Source organism: Sporolactobacillus sp. PKPK-6, assembly GCF_056678885.1.
This window is the reverse complement of record NZ_JBWXPA010000001.1, coordinates 2,073,215-2,097,489: the sequence shown is the minus strand read 5'-3', so window position 1 is coordinate 2,097,489 and position 24,275 is coordinate 2,073,215. Positions and strand designations below refer to the sequence as shown.

At 43.9% G+C, this 24,275-nt stretch carries 22 protein-coding genes and 1 pseudogene; 9 read left to right on the top strand and 14 right to left on the bottom strand.

Going from position 1 to position 24,275, the window contains the following annotated elements; genetic code table 11:
* Positions 1-14: 14 nt before the first annotated feature.
* Both AC1MBV_RS10265 and AC1MBV_RS10260 read right to left on the bottom strand, forming a co-directional pair.
* The gene (locus AC1MBV_RS10265) at positions 15-956 is read right to left on the bottom strand and encodes an aminopeptidase (protein WP_255747802.1); all 942 of its coding nucleotides are present in this window, start codon (positions 954-956) and stop codon (positions 15-17) included.
* A gap of 30 nt (positions 957-986) precedes the next feature.
* Positions 987-1,952, bottom strand: coding sequence for a TerB family tellurite resistance protein (locus tag AC1MBV_RS10260; RefSeq protein WP_255747804.1), 966 nt, complete (start codon positions 1,950-1,952; stop codon positions 987-989).
* 252 nt (positions 1,953-2,204) lie between these two features.
* Here AC1MBV_RS10260 and AC1MBV_RS10255 point away from each other — a divergent pair, with 252 nt between their 5' ends.
* Entirely contained in the window at positions 2,205-3,581 is a 1,377-nt protein-coding gene (locus tag AC1MBV_RS10255) for a hypothetical protein (RefSeq protein ID WP_480948193.1), read from the top strand.
* Positions 3,582-4,355: 774 nt separating this feature from the next.
* Here the strand turns inward: AC1MBV_RS10255 and AC1MBV_RS10250 are convergent.
* The 3 genes from AC1MBV_RS10250 to AC1MBV_RS10240 are packed head-to-tail and all read right to left on the bottom strand — an operon-like array spanning position 4,356 to position 7,013.
* A complete protein-coding gene (locus tag AC1MBV_RS10250; protein ID WP_255747808.1) occupies positions 4,356-5,369 on the bottom strand; it encodes an ABC transporter substrate-binding protein in 1,014 nt (337 codons plus the stop codon).
* 17 nt (positions 5,370-5,386) lie between these two features.
* Entirely contained in the window at positions 5,387-6,208 is an 822-nt protein-coding gene (locus tag AC1MBV_RS10245; RefSeq protein ID WP_370645979.1) for an ABC transporter permease, read from the bottom strand.
* A gap of 34 nt (positions 6,209-6,242) precedes the next feature.
* The gene (locus AC1MBV_RS10240; protein WP_480948192.1) at positions 6,243-7,013 is read right to left on the bottom strand and encodes an ABC transporter ATP-binding protein; all 771 of its coding nucleotides are present in this window, start codon (positions 7,011-7,013) and stop codon (positions 6,243-6,245) included.
* Positions 7,014-7,349: 336 nt separating this feature from the next.
* Between AC1MBV_RS10240 and AC1MBV_RS10235 the strand changes: the two genes are divergently transcribed.
* Both AC1MBV_RS10235 and AC1MBV_RS10230 read left to right on the top strand, forming a co-directional pair.
* Positions 7,350-8,147, top strand: coding sequence for an ABC transporter ATP-binding protein (locus AC1MBV_RS10235; RefSeq protein WP_480948191.1), 798 nt, complete (start codon positions 7,350-7,352; stop codon positions 8,145-8,147).
* 3 nt (positions 8,148-8,150) lie between these two features.
* A complete protein-coding gene (locus tag AC1MBV_RS10230) occupies positions 8,151-9,785 on the top strand; it encodes a hypothetical protein (RefSeq protein WP_255747814.1) in 1,635 nt (544 codons plus the stop codon).
* A 780-nt stretch (positions 9,786-10,565) separates the two neighbouring features.
* Here the strand turns inward: AC1MBV_RS10230 and AC1MBV_RS10225 are convergent.
* The 4 genes and pseudogenes from AC1MBV_RS10225 to AC1MBV_RS10210 form a co-directional block, all read right to left on the bottom strand.
* Complete coding sequence (locus AC1MBV_RS10225) at positions 10,566-11,177, bottom strand: hypothetical protein (protein WP_255747815.1); 612 nt, start codon at positions 11,175-11,177, stop codon at positions 10,566-10,568.
* A gap of 223 nt (positions 11,178-11,400) precedes the next feature.
* A pseudogene (locus AC1MBV_RS10220) lies at positions 11,401-11,766 on the bottom strand (DUF805 domain-containing protein); the annotation flags it as partial.
* Between the two features lie 326 nt (positions 11,767-12,092).
* Positions 12,093-12,656 carry a DUF6241 domain-containing protein gene (locus AC1MBV_RS10215; protein ID WP_255747816.1) on the bottom strand — a complete coding sequence of 188 codons (564 nt, stop codon included), beginning with the start codon at positions 12,654-12,656 and terminating at the stop codon, positions 12,093-12,095.
* A gap of 213 nt (positions 12,657-12,869) precedes the next feature.
* On the bottom strand, positions 12,870-13,739 hold the full coding sequence (locus AC1MBV_RS10210; RefSeq protein ID WP_480948190.1) for a helix-turn-helix domain-containing protein: 870 nt from the start codon (positions 13,737-13,739) through the stop codon (positions 12,870-12,872).
* 114 nt (positions 13,740-13,853) lie between these two features.
* Between AC1MBV_RS10210 and AC1MBV_RS10205 the strand changes: the two genes are divergently transcribed.
* From AC1MBV_RS10205 to AC1MBV_RS10195, 3 genes are all read left to right on the top strand, one after another.
* Positions 13,854-15,068: an MFS transporter gene (locus AC1MBV_RS10205; protein ID WP_255747819.1), complete on the top strand. Its 1,215-nt coding sequence runs from the start codon at positions 13,854-13,856 to the stop codon at positions 15,066-15,068.
* Between the two features lie 27 nt (positions 15,069-15,095).
* Positions 15,096-15,470, top strand: a complete 375-nt coding sequence (locus AC1MBV_RS10200; RefSeq protein ID WP_255747820.1) for an NUDIX domain-containing protein — start codon at positions 15,096-15,098, stop codon at positions 15,468-15,470.
* A 125-nt stretch (positions 15,471-15,595) separates the two neighbouring features.
* Complete coding sequence (locus AC1MBV_RS10195; protein ID WP_255747822.1) at positions 15,596-16,063, top strand: NUDIX hydrolase; 468 nt, start codon at positions 15,596-15,598, stop codon at positions 16,061-16,063.
* 65 nt (positions 16,064-16,128) lie between these two features.
* On the opposite strand, the gene AC1MBV_RS10190 is transcribed toward AC1MBV_RS10195, so the two are convergent.
* From AC1MBV_RS10190 to AC1MBV_RS10180, 3 genes are all read right to left on the bottom strand, one after another.
* Positions 16,129-16,530 carry a type II toxin-antitoxin system death-on-curing family toxin gene (locus AC1MBV_RS10190; protein ID WP_255747824.1) on the bottom strand — a complete coding sequence of 134 codons (402 nt, stop codon included), beginning with the start codon at positions 16,528-16,530 and terminating at the stop codon, positions 16,129-16,131.
* A complete protein-coding gene (locus AC1MBV_RS10185) occupies positions 16,527-16,790 on the bottom strand; it encodes an AbrB/MazE/SpoVT family DNA-binding domain-containing protein (RefSeq protein ID WP_255747826.1) in 264 nt (87 codons plus the stop codon). Before AC1MBV_RS10185 ends, AC1MBV_RS10190 begins: the two co-directional genes overlap by 4 nt.
* 116 nt (positions 16,791-16,906) lie before the next feature.
* A complete protein-coding gene (locus AC1MBV_RS10180) occupies positions 16,907-17,842 on the bottom strand; it encodes a nucleoside hydrolase (protein ID WP_480948283.1) in 936 nt (311 codons plus the stop codon).
* 695 nt (positions 17,843-18,537) lie between these two features.
* On the opposite strand from AC1MBV_RS10180, the gene pepT reads away from it, so the two are divergent.
* Entirely contained in the window at positions 18,538-19,770 is a 1,233-nt protein-coding gene (gene pepT, locus AC1MBV_RS10175) for a peptidase T (protein WP_255747828.1), read from the top strand.
* Between the two features lie 77 nt (positions 19,771-19,847).
* On the opposite strand, the gene AC1MBV_RS10170 is transcribed toward pepT, so the two are convergent.
* Positions 19,848-20,252 (bottom strand): MFS transporter, encoded by a 405-nt coding sequence (locus AC1MBV_RS10170; protein WP_480948189.1) that lies wholly within the window; start codon positions 20,250-20,252, stop codon positions 19,848-19,850.
* Positions 20,253-20,370: 118 nt separating this feature from the next.
* Between AC1MBV_RS10170 and AC1MBV_RS10165 the strand changes: the two genes are divergently transcribed.
* Positions 20,371-21,735 (top strand): IS4 family transposase, encoded by a 1,365-nt coding sequence (locus AC1MBV_RS10165; protein WP_480947419.1) that lies wholly within the window; start codon positions 20,371-20,373, stop codon positions 21,733-21,735.
* Between the two features lie 58 nt (positions 21,736-21,793).
* Here AC1MBV_RS10165 and AC1MBV_RS10160 read toward each other — a convergent pair whose 3' ends face one another.
* A complete protein-coding gene (locus tag AC1MBV_RS10160; protein WP_480948188.1) occupies positions 21,794-22,816 on the bottom strand; it encodes an MFS transporter in 1,023 nt (340 codons plus the stop codon).
* A gap of 174 nt (positions 22,817-22,990) precedes the next feature.
* Here AC1MBV_RS10160 and AC1MBV_RS10155 point away from each other — a divergent pair, with 174 nt between their 5' ends.
* Entirely contained in the window at positions 22,991-24,160 is a 1,170-nt protein-coding gene (locus tag AC1MBV_RS10155) for an MGDG synthase family glycosyltransferase (protein WP_255747832.1), read from the top strand.
* Positions 24,161-24,275 lie beyond the last annotated feature (115 nt).

Below are 24,275 nucleotides of genomic sequence, written 5' to 3'. Positions count from 1 at the left end.
ACACCTCCGACTATTCAGTAAATCAAATTCCCATGATCCATCACTTTTTGGCCATCGATCCATAGGTCCGGCTTGGAAAATACACAATCAATGTGCACACCGGCATCTACCGTACCGCCAAAGGTTAAATTGCTGCCAAAGGCAATATGCACCGTTCCGTAAACTTTCTCGTCCTCCAGCACATTCCCGGTGATACGTGCCCATTTGTTTGTTCCAATACCGAATTCCGCTACCGAACGGCCCTGGTCTTCCCCGAGAATTCGGAGAAGAGTCGCTTCACCTTCACCGTTTGCATTTATCAATCGGCCATTCTCAACCGTCAAGATAAGCGGGTGCGTCAATTTTCCAACACCGACAACTGATGCGTCGACAAAGATTTCGCCGGATGCACTGCCTTCGATTGGTGCAATAAACGCTTCGCCCGAAGGTAAATTGCCTGATTCTCCAGGATTTAAATAAACACCAGGACTGGGAACACCTTTTCTGTCCTTTATTGAGAAGGTGAGCGCATGCCCTTCCTTCTCGATTCTTACGGAACTCCCCTGATCCAGCAATTCCGTCATATGCAGCGTCAAATCGCGAACCTTTGCGTAATCAGCGGTGATTGCACCGTTCACAAACATGTCTTCAGTAATACCCGGCATCGTCGCCAGCCTTGTTCCGGCTGCTACTGCCTGTTTCCGTGCCTTGGTATGCGTCATTGAATACTGCGTGATACATACAGCTGCATCGGCAGCCGTAAGAGCTGCTGCCACAGCGATCGGAGGTTCCTCACCGGAACGTTTCCGCTCTTTTATCACCAGCAGCAAGGATTCAGCACCGATTTTCTGACCCGCACGATAAAAGGGCTCCGCTAATTTCCGCTCCAGCTCATCGGTCACGACCAAAAACTGCTCACCATCTTTTAAGCCCAGACATTTTCTAAGCAAATGTTCACATACTTGATCTAGATCCATTTATTCCATCTTCTTCCATTTTATTTCCTGTCATGATCGCGCCGCCATAACCTGTTCATATGCGTGCTTGATTCTCGCTATCTTACTGTTAGCTTCTTTAATACTGGCTTCAGAAGCCCCCCGGCTCATCAATCGATCCGGATGATTTTCTTTAATCAGTTCGCGATACTTTTTCTTTATTATCTGATCCGAATCATTAGGGGTACATCCAAGCAGCTGATAACAATTCTCCAATCCAGCTCCTCGTGTACTGCTGCCTTCTGATGAAGATGAGCGTCCAAAAAACTGTGCCTTGATCGATTCATATTGATCAGCAAGACCAAAGATTAAAGCCGCCGATCGAATCATTGTCTCTTCTTCCGTGCGTAACGCGCCGTCGGAGGCTGCAATGGCCAGTAAAGCGATAATTGTGTCGACGAGTATGTCGCTTCGACCGCGAACCGATGCATATAAATTTTGAGCGATAATCTCAAAGGATTCATCTGAATAGCGCGATTCGTTAAAGAGCGCCATAATTTTCCGAAGCTGCTCCTTGGTTGGCCTGAACGCTTGTCGGACGATCTGATCGACTTGGCGCACTTCGTTTTCAGAGACAACTCCGTCCTTCTTTGCCATTTTAGCAAACAATTTGACCATCAATTCCATTTGAGGCATTAATTCATCTTTATTTGACGCGAAAACGCGACCGTCCGAACTATATGTAAAAGTCTGTCCACAATTAGGACATGTCCAGTTTCCAGGAATATCGTCAAAGGTAACAGGATTGCCGCAATACGGACATGAGCGCGATACTTTTTTGTGCCAGTGAGCCCCGCTGTCTCTGCTGCCCCCTCCTCCGACAAACATACGTCTCCCGCTGCCGCCTGGGAGGATAAGGATGACGATCAACGCAATCCACTCAAAAAAGAATCCCGCGATAAACCAAAGTACTGCATTTCTTTTCTTTGCCACAGCCAAAACAGCCACGGCGATAGCGAATAATAATCGCCACGTCACATCAATCAAACCTTTCTGTCGCTCCGATATTTCCAGGCAGATTCTAATTTAATAATAGCAGAAATCGATGACCGGTCGCGCAGAATACGGTCAAGTAAGACCGTTCCATTGTGTCATGGTCTCATATTCACAATTACTTATCACAGTAGTATTTTTTTCAAGGTTGCGCAAGTTAAGAAGACTGTACATCGATTGCTTGCTGCTCAACGATTCACAGGACACCATATCAGTAAAAGTAGGAGGGATCACATAATGTCACGAACAATCTACATATTGGCCATGATCAGCTACATTCTCGCAACACTATTTGTACACGTGCCCATTTTTAAACTCTTCGTTTCAATCATGTGCCTTCTTGCCGTATGTACCGGTTTGCGCCGCGCCAAAGGCCTTGCTCTTTTATTCGGACTGTTCTTCTTAGGAGCAGGCAGTCTGATGCTTGCAATCAGCGGTGCCGGTCCCAATCAATTTGTCCGCTCCTTTGGAGAAATGATTCAGATGGTCACACTTTTCGCGCTCATCCCTATTCTGTCATTGCCTATTCAATTAGGCCGTTATGCGGATGAAATTCAGATGCTGGTCCAGAGAAAAGTAAGCAGCCGCAGTCAATTCTATGCACTCATTTCGGGTATCTCTTTCTTTTTCAGTTCATTTCTGAACTTAGCTGCCCTTCCGTTGACGTACCACGCGATTGGCCCGTCATTGTCCCATTTCTCGATTGCACGTAAAAATCGGTTTCTTAGTCAGGCAATCACGCATGGCTATGCCATGCCCTTGTTATGGAGCCCGATCACACCGATCGTGGGAACTGTCTTATATTTAACCGGGACAACTTATTCGCGTGTTCTGCCCCCGCTTATCTTATTAAGTATTTGCGGTGTTGTACTTGACTGGACAACATCAAGACATTCGCACATCAATTATCATTCACAAAACAAAGTGATCAGCGAAACCGCAGCAGGAATCATGGCACCGGCAGACAAGGGGCATCCGGAAAAATTATGGCAAATCGCATGGGTGATCCTGCTTCTGAACGCCATAATCATCGTGCTTGATCATTTTCTTTCATTCAATTTTTTGTTTCTCGTCAGTTTGATTGTGATTCCGTTCGCCTTTGTCTGGTGCGCGATGCTGAGCCAAGTTCCCGCTTTCTTTTCAGGAGTTCGTCATCATTTCCGGACCTATATTCCACGCATGCAGAATCAATTTTTTATTTTCCTTACCGCCGGATTCTTCATCACCGCACTTCGTATCTCGCATATGGATACCTTTGTGACGCGCGGGATGGACTCCGTCATTCAGTTTACCGGTTTGCGGCTTTTCCTGATCATGCTGCCGCTCATTCCATTCGCACTCGCTTTTATTGGGCTGCATCCTGCCGTCGGCCTCGCATTGATTTCGGAAGCCCTTCGTTCGCAGGCACTCCACCAGGCTCCAATTATCGTGACCGTAGCCATGCTTGGCGGAGCGGTCCCCGCTTTTTTAATGGGACCTTATAATGCTACACTCGGCATGATGTCCGGACTGATCAATGAAAAACCGACGACGTTATCTCATTGGAATCTTCCATTCACTTGGCGCTATCTCATTTTACTGACCGTGTTTGTGCAAGCCATTTATGCCAAATAAGCTGTACCTGTTTTGCGGCAGTAGTCACTACACAAAGCATCGTAACACTTATGTATTCGAAAAACCGAGCAATAACCGCCCGGTCCTTACTTCCGCAGGACGTGATGGCTTTCGCGTTGCATACAGGACGTACTTTCACAGGACGTGATGGCTTTCGCGTTGCATACAGGACGTATGCGTATTTAGCGAAAGTTCCTTTACTCCTTTACATACAAAAGTCTTACACTTGTGAAAGTTCCTTTTTTAGCATTGGTTTGTGTTTTTACGGTGCAGAATCATTGATTCGGTTACTCGCATCAACTGAGCGCAACCGCAGTGCACCGCGAGCCGCTTTGGCCATACTCGTATCTGCGCACCTGAGCCCGCTAACAGCTTCTGGCGCGCCTCACTTCCACTTCATCATGCATTCTGGTTCTTCATTAAGTAACGAGTAAAAAATAAGCGGAATTTTTCCGGTTATTTGCATCATGGCGCTTCTAGCACGAGTAAATAAGGGTAATTTTTCCGCTTATTCAAAGAAAAACCCTCCATTTTCACGTTTTTCAATTCAATAAGGGTAATTTCTCCGTCTATTTAAGCGATTTTTCCATTCATTTTCAAATTAAGCGGAATTTTTCCCTCTATTTCTCAGATTGGGCGCTTGCCTGATCGCCCAACTGATAAGTGGGATTGGGAATCAGCCTCTTATGACCTTATTGTCGTACCAGTGGGGCAAAATCTTAAACTTTCTCTATGTATAAGAAAAACCGGCACTGTTGAATGCCGGTTTCCTGTTTACTTCTTATCCTGTGCTTTCTTCACAAATTTCATATCCACAAGCTTGCTGTACTTATAGCCGTGCGTGTAGATGCCCGTTTTCTTGACAACATCCAATGGTTTAGCAACTGATGCCTTGGTGATGTAGCCATCCTTGCTCCAAAGATTATCCTTATAGGCGCGATCCATCGCTGCCTGCAGGCTCGCTTTCGGTGTTGTTGGGAATTCCTTTTGCAGGACTTTGAATGCTTCTGCTTTGTTATCATTGACAAGCTTCAAGCCTTTCAGCATCGCATTGACAAATTTTTGGACGGTTTGCGGATCTTTTTTAATGGTTGATTCCTTAACGCTGACTACGGAGTACGCATAATCGCCGAGACTCGGGAATCCGTAGAACGGTTCGCCCCACGCACCCTTTTTGATGCCTTCGTTGATTTGCGGTTCGGCACCGTTCGCCATATCTGCTTTGCCTTGAGAAACAAGCGAAACCACAGCCGCCGCATCCGCAGGTTCATCGAGCTTCACATCTTTATTCGGATTCAAGCCAACCTTCATCAGCAAATAGCGAGTTAATAGGTTCGGACTGCCACCGTAACGTCCGGCAGCAATTGTTTTGCCTTTCATGAAAGCAGCAAGATCCTTATCACTGTCACCCTTTAAAGTCAGCTTCTTATTAGCCATCAAGTAGACATTGGCGCGGTTAACCACATTGACGACAGAGGTAATCGGATCCTTGCTCTTATAATTTGCAATCTGGTTGGATTCAGGGCCGCCAATTACGCCCCAAGCATCGCCGCTGACCACCGAAGTCACATGGGCACCGCCTGTCGCAGTGATTGTTTTGACATCGAGGCCTTCATCTTTAAAATAGCCCTTATCAATCGCAACGTATAGCGGAAGATAAGCGATCAGATGCACCGGTTCGGCGATCACAATCTTTTTCACTTGTTGTTTGGAGCCGTTTGAAGCGCATCCGCTCAATACCATAGCAAACAAGAGCAGAAGACTCAGCGCCCATTTTATTTTTTTCATCGTGCAAATCCCTCCAATTATGATTTTGGTGTTCTTCCTTTCATCAGTGCATGCTCAAGCCAAACCGTCCCTAAGTACATCACAATCGATAATAGGGAAAGAACAACGACGCCTACCCATACGAGATCGATATCAAGCACTTGGCCGGCATATAGGATCATGCGCCCGATGCCTTGCCTGGAGCTAATAAATTCACCGACAATCGTGCCTGCCAGTGCAAGTGAAATATTGATTTTCAGAATGCTGACGATCCATGGAATCGTCGTCGGCACAACCACCTTCATAAAAACGTGCCGCCGCTTCGCTCCGAGTGATACCAGCATTTTCTCAAGATCACGGTCGACGCTTTGCACGCCGCTGTATGCAGCGATCGCCGCAACGATAATAGTCATAAGGAATGCCAAAATGACCTTGGAATCAAACCCAATCCCGAACATGATCACAAGCACGGGTGCGAGCGCGAGTTTGGGAATCGCGTTAAATGCGATCATATACGGCTCGAAAATTCTGGAATAAAGCTCCGACCACCAAAAGGAAAGGCCAAGGATGTAACCGGCTGCCGTACCCAGCACGAACCCGAGAATGGTTGATCCCGAGGTATAGGCTAAGTCCTGAAGCAGTGTTCCTTGGGTGATCGCTTTCCACCCGGTGTGCACGATCGTGCTCGGGCTGCTCCAATAATAGCTGTCAAGCCAGCCGATACGGGTCAGAAATTCCCACAGAAAGATAATGATGACACCAACCAGAACCTGCCCAACAAATGCTCTTCTTCCCAATTTGGTCGTCTGGATAGTCGGGTCTTCAATAAACGGCTCATTGTTTTTTAATTTATCCGGCAACGTTTTCACCTCCGTTCACCATACATGTAACATCTCAATCAGACGAAACGCGCTCTTCCCTCAGCATCAGAAGCAATTCTTTTTTTAATGTAAGAAAACGGTCGTTCATGAGTGTCTTTTCACTGCGCGGCCGCGGTAAATCGACTTCGATCGTTGCCTTGATTTTTCCCGGACGATGAGTAAACACGTGAATCTCATCCGACAAATAAATAGCTTCATCAATGTCATGCGTGACAAATAGAATCGTTTTCTTAAAATCCTTCCAAATCTCAAGCAGCCAATTCTGCATTTGCATGCGCGTCTGCGCATCAAGCGCTCCGAACGGTTCATCGAGCAAAATGACATCCTTGTCGTAAAGAAGCGTTCGAATCAACCCGGCACGCTGCCGCATGCCGCCGGACAGTGCATCCGGATGATCATATTCAAAGCCGCCTAATCCGTAATTTTTGAGCATGGGCAATGCCCGCTTGCGTGCCTCTTTCTTGGGGATGCCGCGAATTTCCAGCCCGATAATGACGTTGTCGAGAATCGAGCGCCAGGGAAGCAGCAAATCCTTCTGAAGCATATAGCCGACATGGCCGCTTTCCTGTGTGATGTCTTTGCCATCGAGCAGGATCCGGCCGCTGGACGGCTTAATCAGTCCGGCAATGATGTTGAACAAAGTCGATTTTCCGCAGCCGCTCGGACCGATGATGCTGACAAAGCGGCCGTTTTCAACACGCAGATCGGTGTCCGCCAGCGCGCACATCGGCACACCGTTTTTTTTATAATATTTACTGCAACCTGCAATTTCGAGCTCGCTCATCGATGACCACATCCTTTTCGTGGTTTGCGGGAAATAGGGGCCGAAGTATACTTAATCACCAAACCATCGCCTCCATAGTCAAAATAAAACCCGCATCTTTCTGTTGAATAAAGCAGCCGGATCAGCCGAACCGCCGATCCGGTTCATGTTACTAAAATTGGGCTCTGATATTGATATATGCTCTGGGCTCCTGCCGTGACACATATTTGATAAAACGAAAAGGCATTCATTTTAAAAAAAGGCGGTCAAACGTGTCCTTTGTCAGAATTTCGGCGATTTGTCACGGACAATACGCTTAGGAAATGATAATCTAGAATTAATCATTCAGCTCGGGAGATGAGGACAATCGAAACAAAACAATCCGTTGTTTTATCTTTGGAAGATTTAACGATGAACTACAGCGGGAAATTGGTTCTGAAAGGGCTCAATCTTGAGGTTAAACGCGGACAAATCATTGGTTATATCGGTCCGAACGGGGCTGGAAAAAGTACAACGGTACGAATCTTGCTGGGGCTTCAACAAGGCTATGGTGGAACGGCGCGTCTGTTTGGCGAAGACATTCGAACAAGCGGCGTTGCGTATAAAAGCCGGATCGGCTATGTCCCTGAAACAGCCGAGGTTTATGACATGCTTACCGCCCATGAATATCTTGTTTTTTCCGGCGGGTGCTATGGGATGGACGAACAAAGGGCGGAACGCAAAGCCCGTTTGCTCATGGACCAATTTGGTCTTGCCGATGTCTTTGATACCCGCCTCTCTTCTTTTTCAAAAGGCATGCGGCAAAAAGTACTGATTATCTCCAGCCTGCTTCACAACCCCGATCTGCTTTTCTTCGATGAACCTTTGAGCGGATTGGACGCCAACAGTGTTCTTGTCTTCAAAGAGATACTTGCCAAGCTAGCCGTGCAAGGGAAAACCATCTTTTACTCATCACACATCATGGATATTGTTGAGAAAATCAGCCACCGCATTGTGCTCCTTTACGATGGACAAATTGCAGCGGACGGTACGTTTGAAGAATTAAAAGCACAAAACAAAGAAGGTAGCCTGGAGGAAATATTCAATCAGCTGACCGGCTTTCATCAGCACGCGCAAATCGCTGAGGACTTCGTTTCCATAGTGGAAGAGGTGTGATCTATGGAAGAGAACTTTTTCTTAAAAGTGCTTGATCGTTTGAAATGGATGTTCAATCGTATGCATGTGGATTATCCGGTCATGCGGAAGGTGCTCGCCGCCAAATTGCTGATGGATGCTCGACGAACGCCAGTTGTGCTCGGCAGCAGAGCTCGGAATAAGGAAAAAGAGGGCAATTTGTTTCTTAAATCACTTTGGGTCTATGCACTAACCGGGCTGTTTATTGTCCCAATTAATTTTCTCGGCAGTGACTATTTATTCAAAATGAGTCTCGTGTTCAGTATCATTCTTTTCATGGTCATGACCGCGATGATTGCAGACTTCTCAGCGGTGCTTCTCGACACGCGTGATCAATCCATCCTAGGGACGAAACCCATTGATTCCAGGACACTTCACGCGGCGAAAACCGTCCACATCTGCATCTATCTCATCTTATTGACCGGAACAATGGGCCTCCCTTCGGCAATTGTCGGTCTGATGCGCAGCGGTCCGCTGTTTTTCCTTCTATTCTTATTAAATCTTGTACTGATTGACTTGATCGCCATTTCCTGCACAACATTCATCTATCTGATTGTGTTAAAGTTCTTTGACGGCGAGCGACTGAAGGATGTCATCAACTATGTGCAGATTTTCCTGTCATTCGCGATTGCAATTGGCTACCAGCTCGTTATTCGCGCGTTCGATATTACGGTAAGCCACATCAGTCTGTCTCTGTCCTGGTGGCAGTTCTTCGTTCCGCCGCTTTGGTTTGGCGCAATGACCGAATGGCTGATTGGCGGGCATCATGAGTCGCAATTTATCTTTCTAGGTATCCTCGGTTTCGTTGCGCCTATTGTGCTCATTTTGATTTATCATGGATTCAGCGCATCCTTTGAACGCGCCATCATTAAATTATCCGTGCAAACCGGAAAAAGCAGACAGAAGCTCGGGTGGTTCAACCGATTTCTCGGCAGACTGCTCTGCCGTAAACAAGAAGAGCGCCATTTCTTCCGATTCGCTTCCTTAATGATGAAGCAGGACCGCATGTTCAAGCTGAAGGTCTACCCCTCACTCGGAATGTCACTGGTCTTTCCCTTCATTTTTTTAATGAATGGCTTACAAGGCTCATCATTGGATCAACTGGGTAAAGGATCAGGATACTACTATGTCTATTTCAGCTTGCTTCTGATTCCTACTGCTCTATTCATGCTTAACTATTCAAGCGCATATAAAGGTGCATGGATCTACGGAACCGCGCCGATCGCCAATCGCACGGCTATTTTTTCCGGAACACTCAAAGCAGCTCTCACGCAGCTTTTTCTTCCGGTGTTCCTAATTTTATCCGTTCTGTTCCTGTTTCTTTTTCATTGGCGCATTCTACCGGATTTAATTGCGGTACTCTTAACCGCTTCGATCTTCACCGTCATTAGTTACCGATATTGTTTAAATGAAGCGTTCCCATTCTCAAAGCCTTTTGACGCCACTCCAACGAGCGGAAATATAATGATTTTCTTCTTGTTTCTCATTGCCGGATTGTTCGCCGCAGGTCACGCCGTCATTCGCTGGGCTCTTCCCGGATACGGTATATTGATCTATATTGTCTGCCTACTGATCGCGAATGTGATTGTGTGGAAAACGGGGCTGAGGAAGGAATTTTAACTATGAGGTGTCCAGTAAAGATGCAGTGAACTATTCTTAAAACATAGTCATTCTATAGAAAATAATCTGACGGTATTTTCAAATGTCCCTATCAAAGCACTAAAAGCCTATATAATGGGCTTAACTATACTATATTGACTGGTGGAACACAATGAAATTTATCTTCGTTTCCGTTGAAGCTCTATTAAACTTCATTCTCGGTTTGTTATTCTTTTATGTCATCTGTTTTTGGATTCTAGGTATACCTTATACTGCTCAAGATTTAGGTTTAGCATTTGTTGATCCCAATTCAGAGCAAGGAGACGGAATTTTATTCCTTTTGATCGCTTTGTTCATCAGTTTGTTTTACTTTCCATTATTGATATTTGCCAATAGAGCACTTTATAAAAAAATAAAAATGAAAAAGAGGTATTACTTTCTTACCCTTTCTCTTAGCTTCCTGATTGGATTTTCATTGATACCTTTTCTTCAACTACATTCTTTCATTCAATAGCTTCTTTCTCCTCAATATCGCGAGAAATCGAGGGTACGTGTCACATTGATCAACGCTCCGCTGCAATGGAGCGTTGTTTATCTATTCATCTCAAGATTTTTACTGCCCTTGATAACCCAAATACATTAGGAAAAAAATAACAAGAACATCCAGAAAGCATTTTCTAACACACTTTTGAATCAAAGAACATATAAAGAAGCACAAGCGATAACGCAAAAAAAGAACTCCCGATATTTTTTGATATTTAATCACCCATTTTCTTTATTGATGAATTATCTATATTTCCATTATTTTCGTAGATTTTCAATCGTCTTCCGTTCGTTTGTAAGTTGTGAAAAGTCATAATTATTCTGCCAACGAGTCAATATGTCAGCATAAACTTTTCGATGTTTCAGTCTGGACTTGTTAAGAAACACAGCATATGTAAGCCAGTCGATACGTTGTCTTGTCCGTTCCTTTGGGTTATTGATCATGCTCAATAAATATTTTTGTGCACGTTCATCGGTAATGGTAGCGCGATTAATCATTTTGTCCCCGAAAGGATTCGGTGCCTGCACACCATCAAGGCCGACTTTCTGATACTTTTTGTCAGAGTTATAAATGGCGTTGGCTTCATAAAATGACATAATCTCACCATTCGTTTTATTTCGGTTATATTTGTATGAACCAATAGGTTTCGGTTTAATCTTCCAATTGGATAATTCTGAAAGAGCATTCTTAGTTGCCAAATTTTTTTTTGTTTTCTTTTTAATCGATGCTAATTTTTTGGAGTAATCGTCAACCTTTTTGGCGAGCACACTAGCATTCTTTGTACTATTCGACCAGTTAAGAGCAAGAGTAACATTCACAGCAAGGCTAATTATAAGGATGATCAGAATCGTTAAATGGATTTTCTTCATTTTGATATAAGCACCTCTCATTGATTAGAACTATTTTAAAGGCAGCAAAGCGGATCGTTGGCGTACAAAAAAACAAAAAAAGCTCAGATTTGCCGAATCACTGATTGTAGAGTCGCAATGTCTCAACTGATTATCTCATGCTGTATTCCTCTAATTGTAATTGAAGTCAGAAAAGTTTGAAATGGGTGGACGCACGCACTTTAACTATGTTTATTCGTTTTGCTTATACATCAGCCTTCTCACCGAATTTATTAGGACCCCTTGACGGAAACAGTGAAAGGACAATAAAAATCAAAGCCCAAAATGGGACAACTTGCCTGAGAGAGTGAAAAATAAAACTGAAAAAGATTAGAGTGATCGTACCAAGCACATACCACCAAGCAGTTAAACCGATATCATGAAGGCGCCGAGATGTTAGACTCATTGAAGGAATTAAAAAAACGTATGTTAAGACTGCATTCAGTAATAGAATACTATAGACAAAGATTAGAAATATTCCAAAGGTCAAGTTGGCATTTTCCGCTTGTACTGTTGAAGCTGACGGTATCTTTATAAATCGAGGGAGTTGCGAAATAATAATATGCGGTGCTAACCATAATTGTACCCACCAATAATCCGCTCTGCTACTTCTTCCTTTAAAATTAAAGTAATTTTTCCAATACGATACAAATGATTGCCATGGTCCCAAGTCATTCACCTCTTACATCTTTTTCATCAACAGATCATATACCATTATAGTAGATTCTTCTAACTCTAAACCAAGATTCAGTATAATTAAAAGGTGTCTCATAGTCGAAAATCGACTTTGAGACACCCTCCTCATTCAATGGACTTTTGCGACTTCCTGAGCAGATGATGGATGTTTATTAGTTCATCATGGACAAGAAAATTCGTCAAATATGAAAGCTCTTAGTTCTATAGATTAAGGACTTTCTGCTTGTCTGATCCAAGATGCGAAAAGTCTTCGTGTTTCCAACGGTTCAGTATTTCACTGTAAACGTCTTTGTGCTTCAAACCTATTTTATCAATTGCCAAGGCGGACAACAGCCATTCAATTCGATCATCCGTTATTTTCTTCTTATTGCCTGCCATTAACAATAGGTAACGCTGAAAGTCACTATCATCGACAACGCCGCGATTTTTATTTTCATCACCGAAAGGATTTGGATTCTGTATCCCATCAAGCCCTTTCTTTTCGACCTCTTTCGGAGTCTCAGGTGATGGGAACTTTTTCACATATTCTTCCGGTGTCATTCCTAATTGCTGCGGAGACAGCAATTCTGATTTGGTTGCATTTTGTTCTTGTGCGCTTTCGGAGTATGCGTTCTGATGATCGTAAGTCACATGCTCTTTCTTTTCGTTCACTTGTTTATCCGCTTTTTCCTGGTCATTGTCGGGTAGGTTGAATACGAGGAAAAATAGTGCGGTGAAAACAGCTGCTGCTGATACTCCGGTTATGATCAATGTTTCTTTTTTCATAGTTACTCCTCCTATTTTCATCCGGTATAAAAAATCATCGATCAAAAATAGAGAAACAAAAGCCGGCATCCTTTAAGTTATTGGACCAAATCCAGTATCTCGTTTTTAAAAAAGATAGGCAATGAAAATCCATAGTATTTACAATACTTTAACTTTATTCAACATATTTCGACTTTACCTTTTACTACCGTCCGCCGGTTTTAATCGATGCGTTTAATCACTGTCTAAGCCCACCTCAATATCTAGCTGTTTACATAGCTTGGAATAATAATTGGCAGTGTCCTGATAGTTTAAATTGATAAACAGCTGTAGACGTTCTTCTAGTTTCGTTCCAGACTCTTTGCCCAACAAAATGTTCGCCATGTGTTCCAGGGTCTCACTGATCAGTTGATTGTACAGATCATGGTTTTTAACCGTGTAGCCTTGCGAAACCCGGCAATACGCCAAAGCGGTTTCATATTCATGATTCATTAACGCCATTTCAGCTAGATTGTTGAAGAACATGGGTATTTTGTATGCGCCGGAATGAGAGCGGCGATCATTGAATTTAGAAATAAATTGTTTGGCCAGTACTTTTGCAACGGAATAGTTTGCAAGGAAAATAGAGTTACTTAATAGAGCGAGCTCATAGTGACGCCAATTTTGACATTTTAATAAATAGGTAAACAACGACTCATATTTGGCATAGTTAATATGACCGTTGTGTCGAATAAAATCGACTAGTCCCAACATATTTAAACGCTTATGTTCGAGACGAAGTGAATGCTTCGCAACGCTCTCTGTAAACTCTGCTTTCAGAAACGTTGCCAGCTCATCAACTTTACTTTCTGTTGAAAGATCATTCGCACGTTGAATATAGTAGTCCTCAAAAAAGAGCTCGTTCTGATGCAGTTCGCGTTCAAACTCTTCCAAAGACAACCCCATTCTATTAATTAGCAGGATCATTTTGTCATAGGTTGGGTAGTAGTTATTATGTTCAAGCTCCGATAAATGGGAACGCGAGAGAATACCTTGAGCCGTTTCTTTTTGTGTCATGCCCTTATCCAATCTGATCGTTCTGATCAACGCTCCGATTGTCATCATATTTATCTCCTCACTTCATGTCGATATAAGTAACACGATGCTAAGCTCATTATGCCAACCCTTTAAACTGTTAGCAACACATGAACAGTATTTAGGAAGAGGTTGGGCGTCTTAATGGTTGGGAAAGAGGAAAAGTCAGCACCACTCACGCATAGTCATTGGCGCAGATTAATGCTTATTTTGTTGTTTGGCAATATGGTTGCGGGAATTGCTTTTAGTGAAGTAATGCCGTTTTTGCCCTTTTTCTTGCGCGATTTGGGGAATTTTTCAACGCATCAGCTTAATAGCTTTAGTGCCCTAGTGTTCTCATCCACTTACTTTACTGCCCTTTTTCTCTCACCAGTTTGGGGGAAACTGGGCGATCGGTTTGGAAGAAAACCGATCCTGTTGCTAAGTGCTATGGGGGCCGCACTAACAATCGGTGCTTTTACTATGGTGACCAATGTATGGGCATTCATTGGCTTGCGCCTTCTACAAGGTGCGTTTGCCGGCTATTTCAGCAATACGAATGCTTTATTGGCGGCGGAAGTGCCTAAGGAGAAGGGCGGTTATGCCCTAGGTACACTGGCGATCGGCTTCATAACAGGCTCACTGCTTGGTCCTTTAATAGGAGGCGTGATCGGCTCACTGGTTGGTTACAGATTAACTTTCTTGCTCGCCAGCTTTTTATTAATTGGCGTCTTCTTTATCAATCTGTTCGGTGTTGACGAAACGAACCGTCGCCCATGGAGAAAGCGCTCATCGCTGCAGCACGTGAGATTTAACGATTTTCCGAAGAAGAAAATCATTGTGAATTTGTACCTGACCGCCCTGCTGATTCAAATCGGAAACAATTCGATCAGTCCAATACAGCCCTTGTACGTGGCACAATTAATGAATAATACCGGAAATGTTAATTTAATGAATGGCTTGGTTGCTTCGGCACCTGGTGTTTCTTGTTTATTGATGTCATCCTATTTTGGCAAGCTAGGGGATCGTATAGGTACGGAGAGAATCCTTAAAGTGAGCTTGCTGGCATCCATTTGTTTCTTGCTGCCAATGGCTTTTGTCACGAACATTTGGCAATTAGTAATTCTGCAACTGCTTATTGGGCTCTCCGACTCGGCATTAATGCCGGCAGTTAGCATTCTGCTTGCTAAAAATACACCGGTCTCAATTTCCAGCAGTATTTTTGGATATAACCAATCCTTTCAATCTGCGGGAATCGTAATCGGTCCGTTTCTCGGCTCCTATACAGCTAATTTATTTGGGTATCGGGGTGTGTTTCTCATGGCGGTTCTAATATTCTGCGCTCTTGTAGTAGTCAATAAATCCACAAGATATCAGTAATCATCAATTTTGAAAGGAAGGTTGGATATGGCAGATTATATTAAAAGCATCAGAAAGTTCGTAGGACATACACCGATTATTTTAAATACAGCGACCGGAATTGTTATGGATCATGGTAAGTTGCTCCTGCAAGAACGGGCTGGTGGTGGTTGGTGTCTGCCTGGAGGCTATTTGGAGTATGGTGAATCCTATTCGGAGGCATGTAAAAGAGAACTACTTGAAGACACCGGATTTAATGTCAAAGTTGTTCGGCCACTAGGTGTGTTTGACAAGTATTTCATGGAGTATGCAAATGGAGATAAGCTGCAAAACATCGGTATGTTATTTTGGTTAAACCAATTGGTGGATGTCTGCTCAGTAAACAAACCAAGGAAACTTGGGGGCTCAAATACTTTGATATAAATCATACCCCCGATCTCGTTTTCAAACAAAATCAGGACATGCTTGATTTGGTGAGAGACTTAGTTCTTCATGACAACTTGATGTAGCATGCTCATTTAAATTAAACGAGAAAGGCTGGGGAAACATTGGATTACATTAACTATTTGAGATCAATGGTTGGTCACGAAAAGGTGTTAATGGTTGTTTCAGGTGCAATCGTTTTTGATAAGGAGCATCGTGTGCTGATGCAAAGACGTTCTGATAATGGACAATGGGGATTCCCAGGCGGATTTATGGAATTAGGGGAAAGCATTCAGGATACAGCTAGGAGAGAGGTTTATGAAGAGACAGGGCTTCAATTAGGAAAGCTTGAACTCCTTAGTATTCATTCAGGTCCACAGTACGATAAAACTTTTTCTAACGGCGACCAAGTTTCATTGGTTCTTATTTCTTTCACTTGCACGGACTATACAGGTGAATTCATTGAGCACAACGAAGAGTCACTGCAAAATAAGTTCTTTTCACTTGACGCATTACCCGACAATCTATTTACGGAACATAAAATGTTGATTAATGCGATCTTGTCAAACAGACGTTATCCCATTATTGAATAACTAATTCTTATAGAAGGGGTTAAAAATGACTAGCATCTGAAGCAGTTATTAACGAATGCATCAGATTACCGCCACAAGGTTGCATGCACTTTGATCCAAGTACTGATGTCCTGGATCGCTATTTTATTTTGCTGATCAGATAATTCAACAGTAAAATTCTCTTTTTCTTTTTGACTTGCCTGGATGACATAGCCATTTTTTCGCAAAAATAATTCCAGGGCAGCATAGGCAGTCCGTTTGTTGGCATTGTAAAACGGATGATTCTGAGCTAAGCTCTGAAACAATGCAGCCGCTTTTTGACAGAGTGTTGGATACGCATCTTCGCCCAAAACCGATTGCTTTGGGCGGTTAATCGCGCTATCCAACAAACTTGGTTCTTTAATGCCAATGTCCTCAGATGGCGAAAAACGCTTAATCAATACTGCATTAAGATAAATAACTTGGTTTTTATTTAAGTATTCGGTCATCGATCCACAAGGCCTCGAAACACTGCATCATTATCCTTGATTATTTGATCCACCATTTTAATGAACTCCTGATCAATACCAACCGGAAGGTTTACCGCCTTGCTTTTGCGGATCTTCACAGTCCCGTCATCCAAATTCTCAAAAACAATTTCGTCCCCGGGTTTGACATGCAAATGTTCGAGCACTTCTTTCGGGTACGTTGATCCATAGCTGTTGCCCATCTTAAAAATTTTCCGTTCCAAAGCTGCAGCACTCTCCATAGTTTTTCCTCCTATTCTATGCAAATGTTATTATGTGTATACGTTATCACGTAATCATTGTAACTACAATATAACCATTTTGCATTTTCAATGTTTTTACTTGCGCTCGTAATTCCTCACTGCCGCGCTTTCTTCGCAAGGTCAACGATTGATTCAAAAAACGCATCAGCGTTCACGTCATAAACAATCTCAACCTCACGCCCATCCACGGATTCTTCAATTCGTCCTTGGCTAGGTTCCTCCGTATGGACAATTGTGCGCACCTTCTTCGTCTGTACCAGATCAGGATTTCCTGCGGCCATTGTCGTCAGAACATCCCACAGGTAATACGTCGAATTGGTTTCAAAGTGAACGAGCGGCGGCACCGCTGCGTAGCATTGGCCGAGAAAATCGATACCTGTATATTTTCGGAGTGACGCCCAGTGATTGCGAATCGGCACGGTCAAAGGCACTTGATTGGTGCTCTCAAGTGCGACCATGCGCACAGGAATACTGCTTTGCCATACACGCGCCACAGCTTCCGGATCCCAGAATGCGTTCCACTCGGCTGTCCCGTCATGCTCCGGCTCTTGCACGTTACCCACCGGATTCAGCGTACCGCCCATCCAGATTAACCGCTCGATTTTCTCCTCAATATCAGGGGCGAAGTCGAGGGCACGCGCCACGTCAGTCAATGGTCCGGTGCATAGGAGTGTTGTTTTTCCCGCACTTTCTTTGACCGTCTGCGCTAAATGCTCATGCGCAGGCAGCGTACTCAGCGGTGCTTCCACCTTTCCCGATTCATTCAATAAAGGAAGCGCGTCAACGAAAAACGGATGCATGCGCCATTCCTTCGGAAACGGATTGTGCCCGCGTGAGTTTGATCGCGCAACCTCAATAGGTTTTCTTCCAAATCGATCAATGATTTTCCGGCTTGCCTCAATGCCCGGTGTTAAATAGCCATCGGCAGGAATGACCGATACGCCGGTGACCTCCACCTGATCCATTTGCAGTAATAAAAATAAGGATACAAGGTCATCAATCCCTGCATCATGATTAAAATAGACATTCATTTGTTTCATCCCAGCACGTCCTTTTGTCTGATACACCCTGTCCTTTAAAGTAACAGATCATCTCATCCGGGTGCAAGCAAAAAAGCAATTGAATCTCTTTTTCGTGCATAGGAGCATCGGTTCCATTCATAGAGTCGGCTCCGATTCGCGTTCGTGCATTGGATCACTGGTTTCGTGCATAGTATCGACTGTAGAACGCGTTCGTGCATTGGCCTCTGTTTTTCGTGCATTGAATCACATTTTCCGTGCATAGGAGCACCGGTTCCATTCATAGATTCGGTTCCGTATCGCGTTCGTGCGTTGGAATCTGATTTTCATGCATTGAATCACGATTTTCGTGCATTGGATCACTGGTTTCGTGCATAGTCTCGGCTCTAGAACGCATTCGTGCATTGGAATCTAATTTTCATGCATTGAACCTTGATATTCGTGCATTGAATCCTTTTTTTCGTGCATGGGAGCATCGGTTCCATTCATAGAGTCGGCTCCGATTCGCGTTCGTGCATTGGAATCTGATTTTCATGCATTGAACTCTAGTTTTCATGCATGGGGGCCACACGGTGCCCCTTGTTCGTGCGCTTATATCGCGGTTGTGCTTTGTCGCGATTCAATTTTACACAGCTGCCTCCTGCTGACATGATCTGACGCCTTTGAAGTGGTAAGATAGAAAAAGATTATTAAGGAAGGTGACCCTTTTGAAAGAAGATCTGATTAAACGCTTCACTTCATATGTAAAAGTCAATACACAATCCGATGATGACAGCCCAAGCTGCCCATCAACGCCAGGACAGCTGACACTTGCTCGCCAGCTTGTTGCCGAACTGAAAAGTATCGGCATGCAGGAAGTCACAATGGATGAAAACGGCTACGTTATGGCCACCTTACCCGCAAATACGGAGAAGAATGCTCCTGTTGTCGGCTTTATGGCCCATGTTGATACAGCTACCGATTTCACCGGCGATGGGGTTAACCCGCAATTTGTCGAAAACTATGACGGCGGCGACATTGTCTTGAACAAAGATCTGAACATTGTCCTCAGCCCGAAGACATTCCCGGAATTGCTCAATTACAAAGGCCATACGCTGATCACAACCGACGGCACCACACTGCTTGGCTCCGATGACAAATCCGGCGTTACTGAAATCATCACCGCCATGGATTATTTGATTCAGCATCCGGAAATCAAGCACGGCAAAGTCCGCGTCGCATTAACTCCGGATGAAGAAATCGGCCGCGGTCCGCATAAATTTGATGTTAAAGCTTTCGGTGCATCGTTTGCTTATACCGTTGACGGCGGCGCGCTTGGCGGACTTGAATACGAGAATTTCAACGCCGCAGAAGCGAAACTGATTTTCAAGGGCAGCAATGTCCATCCCGGTTCCGCCAAGAACAAAATGCTCAATTCAATCAAGATGGCTGTTGATTTCCAAAACCAACTGCCTGCTGAAGAAGCACCTGAGCTTACTGACGGATATGAAGGCTTCTACCATCCGCTGACCTTCACCGGAGACGTGGAACGAACCAAAGTCGTTTACATCATCCGAGATTTCGACAAGGACAAATTCGAAGCGAAAAAAGCATTCGTTCAAGAAACCGTAAAGAAACTCGAGAAAAAATACGGTGAAGGCACGATTGAACTCCAATTGAAAGATCAGTACTACAACATGAAAGAAATCGTTGAACAGCATAAAGAAGTTTTTGATGTTGCGTATCAGGCCATGAAAAATCTCGACATTGAACCGCAAGTCCTGCCGATTCGCGGTGGTACTGACGGCGCGCAGATCTCCTATATGGGACTTCCGACACCGAACCTGTTCACCGGTGGAGAAAATTTCCACGGCAAGTACGAATACCTGTCCGTCAACGATATGATTAAAGCGACCCAGACAATTGTCGAAATCGCTCGTTTGTTTGAAGAACAAGCCTAAATATCGAAAAACGCCGCTGAATCCTTTTTAAGGATTTTAGCGGCGTTTTTTTATCCCCACGTTTCGATCATCATTGCTTACACAATCTTCCCACGTTTAACCAACGTCTTCTTCACCGAATGAATATCACGAACATTATATTTAGCCATAAACACGTAGCATAGTGCTGACGGGATGAGTGGGATCTGTAAGAGGCTCATCGTCAGAATATAATCACCGGGACTATGCAAATAGATCGAGACAATCGCATAGACCGCCCCCATACCAAGGTTTCCTACCGTTCTCCCCAGGCTGTTCGCCAGATTGGCAATACTGAATACGGTACCCCGATGTTCCGGCAGATTCACATCGGTAATCAAAGCCAGCCAATTCGGCGTATTCGCTGATTGCGCGGCCGACGCGAACAGAGAAATGACAAAAAGCGACAGAATCCAAGGGTTAGAAATCAAGTCCCCAAGCAAACTAACTAAAACTTGAAACATCAAAATTAGTCCTCAACCCTAGTCACATAAGGGTTTAATGCAAAAATAAAAGCATGAACACCGACAACTCGGTATAATTGAAGTGTCGAGTCCCAATTAATCGAGGAGTGTTCATGCCATGAAAATTATATCACGAAACGACCATCCATCTCTTGGAATTTTAGCTTCAGTACAATCATTTTTTGCTCGATTTCACTTGGCTCAAATTGCGCGAGCTTCAAATGTCACAAAGGCAAAGGGGGTTCCCTTTCACGTGCTGTTCTGCTATTTGCTCAGCACAATTTTTTCAAACAAGTCTACCTATCGTGATTATCTGAAACATCAGGATCAACTAAATTTCTCGGATAAGACCTTCCGTAACTTGCTTAACACGGGCAAGATTAACTGGCAAAAGTTCCTGATTCTGCTCTGTCGTCAGATCATTCAGTTCCTCAAACCCTTGACGGATCAGACACGTCGGAATGTGTTCATTGTCGATGATTCCATGTACGAGCGTACCCATGCGAAGCGAGTGGAACTGTCAGCGTTTCAGTTCGACCACGCCAAACATCGGCATGTGCGCGGTTTTCGTTTTCTCCAACTGGGTTGGAGTGACGGCAACACCTTTCTTCCGGTGACCTTTTCCCTGCTTTCTGGACGGAACCAGGTCTGTGGCATGAACTCGGTCGATGGCCGAACCTATTCTGGAAAGCGTAAGCTTCAGGCCCAGCGTAAAGCAACCGATGTGGTTCGTGAACTGCTTTCATCCGCAATGAGTCAGGGTGTTCATGCTTCGTACGTCTTGTTTGATTCGTGGTTCTCAAGTCCCAAGATGTTTCATCAACTGCGTGTGATGAAGCTTCATACCGTTGCCATGGTGAAACGATCGAAAAAAATTTATTATCGATTCAACGGTCAACTGATGGATGTCAAAGACATCTTCAAGACTCAGAAGAAACGTCGTGGCCGTTCACGCTATCTGCTCTCTGTCAGGGTTGAAGCAGTTGTTGAAGGGGAAAAGGCCTTCCCACTCAAATTGGTTTATGTCCGTAACCGCCAAAAACGGAATAAGTACCTCGTTTTGGCATCAACCGACACCCAGCTTTCCGAAAATGAAATCATCCAACTTTACGGAAAGCGCTGGTCAATTGAAGTGTACTTCAAGATGTGTAAACAGTATCTCCGCCTGGCGCGCTATCAAGGATTATCTTATGATGGCATCTTTGCGCATACGGCTTTAGTTGCCATAAGTTACTCACTTCTTGCCGTACAGCATCGTGAACAAGCCGATGATCGGACTCTTGGTGAACTCTTCTACCTGATGGTCGATGAGTTGGCTGATCTAAGTTTTACCGAAGCCATCCGGCAATTACTTAACCTGTTTCAAGAAGCATTTGAAGATGAGTATGTGCTCTCTGAGAGAGTCGTTGATCAGATTATCGAAAAGTTTCTTGGAAAGTTGCCTGTCAGCTGCCAAAAAGTGCTGGCGAAGGCGGCATCCTGACCTATTTTTTTCATCGAAACCGCAGTGCTGTCATGGGGTTGGAATACTTTTTCAACTTTCAAGTTTTAGTAATAAATAAAGTTACCGAATTTGTTGTGTCCGGGAGTGATAATTGATCGATTGGAAAAATAAATAATAAGATATAGAGAGGCATGGTCAGAAAAACGAACACCGCAGTAATCAGTGCGCGCGCCTTATAACTCCTTCTCTGCATTTTATCCCCAAGGTAACCGAAAAAGGAGGACAGGGTACCGCCGATTTGAAAAATACCGAACAGGAAGGCGGCGACAATCATCGCAATTTTCGTTCCGTAACCAATCTCTTCAATTTTAGATATGTAAAGAGTGGGCAGCCAGATCAGACTGCCGGTTGCGATATTCATGAAGAACCCTTGCAAGAAGAGCAGCAGATTGCTTCTCTTACCGATCATCGTTAAAATTTGGCTCATTCCGATGCGGTATGTATAGTTCATGCCGCGATCCATCAGCTTCTTTAGTTCCGGTTCCGCACTGCCAAAGCGTGGTTCTTCCACAAAAAAATAGAAGACAATGAGCAGCAAGCCGATTATCGCCAAGAGTTCAAAGGGAAATCTCCAGCTGGACATAGTCGAAATAATTGAAGCAATGAGTGCACCGGCAATGCCGCCAAAGCCCTGAGACATGCCCCACAAACTTAGAATCATGCCTCGAGAGTGATAGGGAACATAATCAGTCAGCGCGCTGAAGCCAATAGACGCAATGCAGCCCAAACCAACGCCTGTGATAATTTGAAAGATCATGAGATGGATATACGAACCACTGAGTGACGTTAGGTAAACACCGGCCACCCAAATCAATGTACCGACAATGACCAGCCGTTTACGGTGATGCTTTCCGGACAAATAACCCCAAAACAACGAGGAAAAGGCAGTCACCAGAATATTAACCGCTGAAACGACACCCATGGACGAGATCGGCACCTGCAAATCGTGTGATATGATTTTGAAAAGCGGCGGAAACAAACCAATAACAATATTGTCAAACGCCGCCAGACTGACATAGACGGATATAGCGTACACAGTCTTAAATTTCTGAAGTGACATACAAACGTGATCTCCTTAAGTTTATGTTGCGTTATAGTAAGCTTTTTGTTACGATTGTTCAATAACTTCCAAAAAAAATTGTTTCTTGTCCCAGTTTAGCATACAATGTAAGGTAGACAGAAGAGACTGCTTATCTAGCGAGTCAGTCCAATTGTTAGAGAAAGGATATCTTCGATGATTAAAAATATACTCATCATATCTTCAAATTACACCGGACACGGCCACAAAAGTATTACAGAATCCCTTAGTGAAAAATTTGATATTGTTCCGGATGTAAAGATTCATGTGGTTGATGGCTTTTCATTAGGCGGTAACACATTGCTCAGAGTCGGCAAAATGTACGGACCCATCACCAGAAATTCCGAACATCTCTGGAAAGTCATTTGGGATATCACTTCCGTTAAGGTGCCATTTGTTAATCATTTGATTGAGATGAAAATTCGAACCAAATTTCTTGCTCTACTTGACAAAGTTAAGCCTGATCTCATTCTGACCGTCCATCCGAATTTTAACGGTTCTATTCTCAATATTCTCGAAAAAAATGACATCCATATACCATTCGTCACACTGATCGCCGATTTGATCAGCATTACACCGCTTTGGGCGGATGCTCGTGCCGATTATGTGATCAGCCCGACACAAGAAGCCAAGGATAAATGTATTGAATTTGGTGTGCCGGCTGAAAAGATTAAAGTGTTTGGGTTCCCTGTGCGCGAACGCTTCTATAACCACGCTCAGAAAGATGCCGAACATTATGCACCGAACAAACCATTGAATTGCTTGCTCATGAGCGGCGGCGAAGGCGTTGGCAATATGGGCAAAATGGCCAAAACATTGATCGAAACTTTTGGTTTCAACATTACCATTGTTGCCGGAAGAAACGAAAAATTACAAGCACATCTCCAAAAAACTTTGGGTAAAAAATACGGTGACAAAGTCAAAATCTACGGATTCACACGAAATATCCAAGACTTGATTGCAAATTCCGATATCGCATTTATTCGGAGCAGCCCAAATGTCATGATGGAAGCTGTTTCCTGCAACACGCCAATCGTGATTACCGGAGCTCTTCCCGGACAAGAAGCAGGAAATCCAAGATTTGCTGAAAAATATCATTTGGCAATTACATGCGATTCAATGGGCAATCTTGTTCCGACAATTAATGAACTGTTGGATAACAACGTCGCGATGCTGAAAGAAATTAAGAAATCACAGCAGCAGTACGTTGATCCGCAAATTCCGGAAAACATCGTTAACTTTATTTTGAAGATCCCAAATAAAGAACTCCAGCCGGCCGGCGTGGCGCGCGATGTATCGTTTAATAACATTAATTACGAATCTTAACCTTTTTATACTAGCGATGGAAAACCCAAGCGGTTTTTTATCGCTTTTTTTATTTATTTCTTGCCAAAGCGCGTCAATGTAAAAAATTTCGCATTAGCTGTATAATAATGAAAGA

What these genes read in the sequence shown, in the direction of transcription:
- AC1MBV_RS10240 (WP_480948192.1), bottom strand. Translation starts at nt 7,013, where the DNA reads ATGAGCGAGCTCGAAATTGCAGGTTGCAGTAAATATTATAAAAAAAAC.
- AC1MBV_RS10180 (WP_480948283.1), bottom strand. Translation starts at nt 17,842, where the DNA reads ATGAATGTCTATTTTAATCATGATGCAGGGATTGATGACCTTGTATCC.
- AC1MBV_RS10160 (WP_480948188.1), bottom strand. Translation starts at nt 22,816, where the DNA reads ATGTCACTTCAGAAATTTAAGACTGTGTACGCTATATCCGTCTATGTC.
- AC1MBV_RS10265 (WP_255747802.1), bottom strand. Translation starts at nt 956, where the DNA reads ATGGATCTAGATCAAGTATGTGAACATTTGCTTAGAAAATGTCTGGGC.
- AC1MBV_RS10200 (WP_255747820.1), top strand. Translation starts at nt 15,096, where the DNA reads ATGGCAGATTATATTAAAAGCATCAGAAAGTTCGTAGGACATACACCG.
- AC1MBV_RS10205 (WP_255747819.1), top strand. Translation starts at nt 13,854, where the DNA reads ATGGTTGGGAAAGAGGAAAAGTCAGCACCACTCACGCATAGTCATTGG.
- AC1MBV_RS10185 (WP_255747826.1), bottom strand. Translation starts at nt 16,790, where the DNA reads ATGGAGAGTGCTGCAGCTTTGGAACGGAAAATTTTTAAGATGGGCAAC.
- AC1MBV_RS10155 (WP_255747832.1), top strand. Translation starts at nt 22,991, where the DNA reads ATGATTAAAAATATACTCATCATATCTTCAAATTACACCGGACACGGC.
- AC1MBV_RS10170 (WP_480948189.1), bottom strand. Translation starts at nt 20,252, where the DNA reads ATGTTTCAAGTTTTAGTTAGTTTGCTTGGGGACTTGATTTCTAACCCT.
- AC1MBV_RS10235 (WP_480948191.1), top strand. Translation starts at nt 7,350, where the DNA reads ATGAGGACAATCGAAACAAAACAATCCGTTGTTTTATCTTTGGAAGAT.
- AC1MBV_RS10230 (WP_255747814.1), top strand. Translation starts at nt 8,151, where the DNA reads ATGGAAGAGAACTTTTTCTTAAAAGTGCTTGATCGTTTGAAATGGATG.
- AC1MBV_RS10210 (WP_480948190.1), bottom strand. Translation starts at nt 13,739, where the DNA reads ATGATGACAATCGGAGCGTTGATCAGAACGATCAGATTGGATAAGGGC.
- AC1MBV_RS10215 (WP_255747816.1), bottom strand. Translation starts at nt 12,656, where the DNA reads ATGAAAAAAGAAACATTGATCATAACCGGAGTATCAGCAGCAGCTGTT.
- AC1MBV_RS10255 (WP_480948193.1), top strand. Translation starts at nt 2,205, where the DNA reads ATGTCACGAACAATCTACATATTGGCCATGATCAGCTACATTCTCGCA.
- AC1MBV_RS10190 (WP_255747824.1), bottom strand. Translation starts at nt 16,530, where the DNA reads ATGACCGAATACTTAAATAAAAACCAAGTTATTTATCTTAATGCAGTA.
- AC1MBV_RS10250 (WP_255747808.1), bottom strand. Translation starts at nt 5,369, where the DNA reads ATGAAAAAAATAAAATGGGCGCTGAGTCTTCTGCTCTTGTTTGCTATG.
- AC1MBV_RS10165 (WP_480947419.1), top strand. Translation starts at nt 20,371, where the DNA reads ATGAAAATTATATCACGAAACGACCATCCATCTCTTGGAATTTTAGCT.
- AC1MBV_RS10225 (WP_255747815.1), bottom strand. Translation starts at nt 11,177, where the DNA reads ATGAAGAAAATCCATTTAACGATTCTGATCATCCTTATAATTAGCCTT.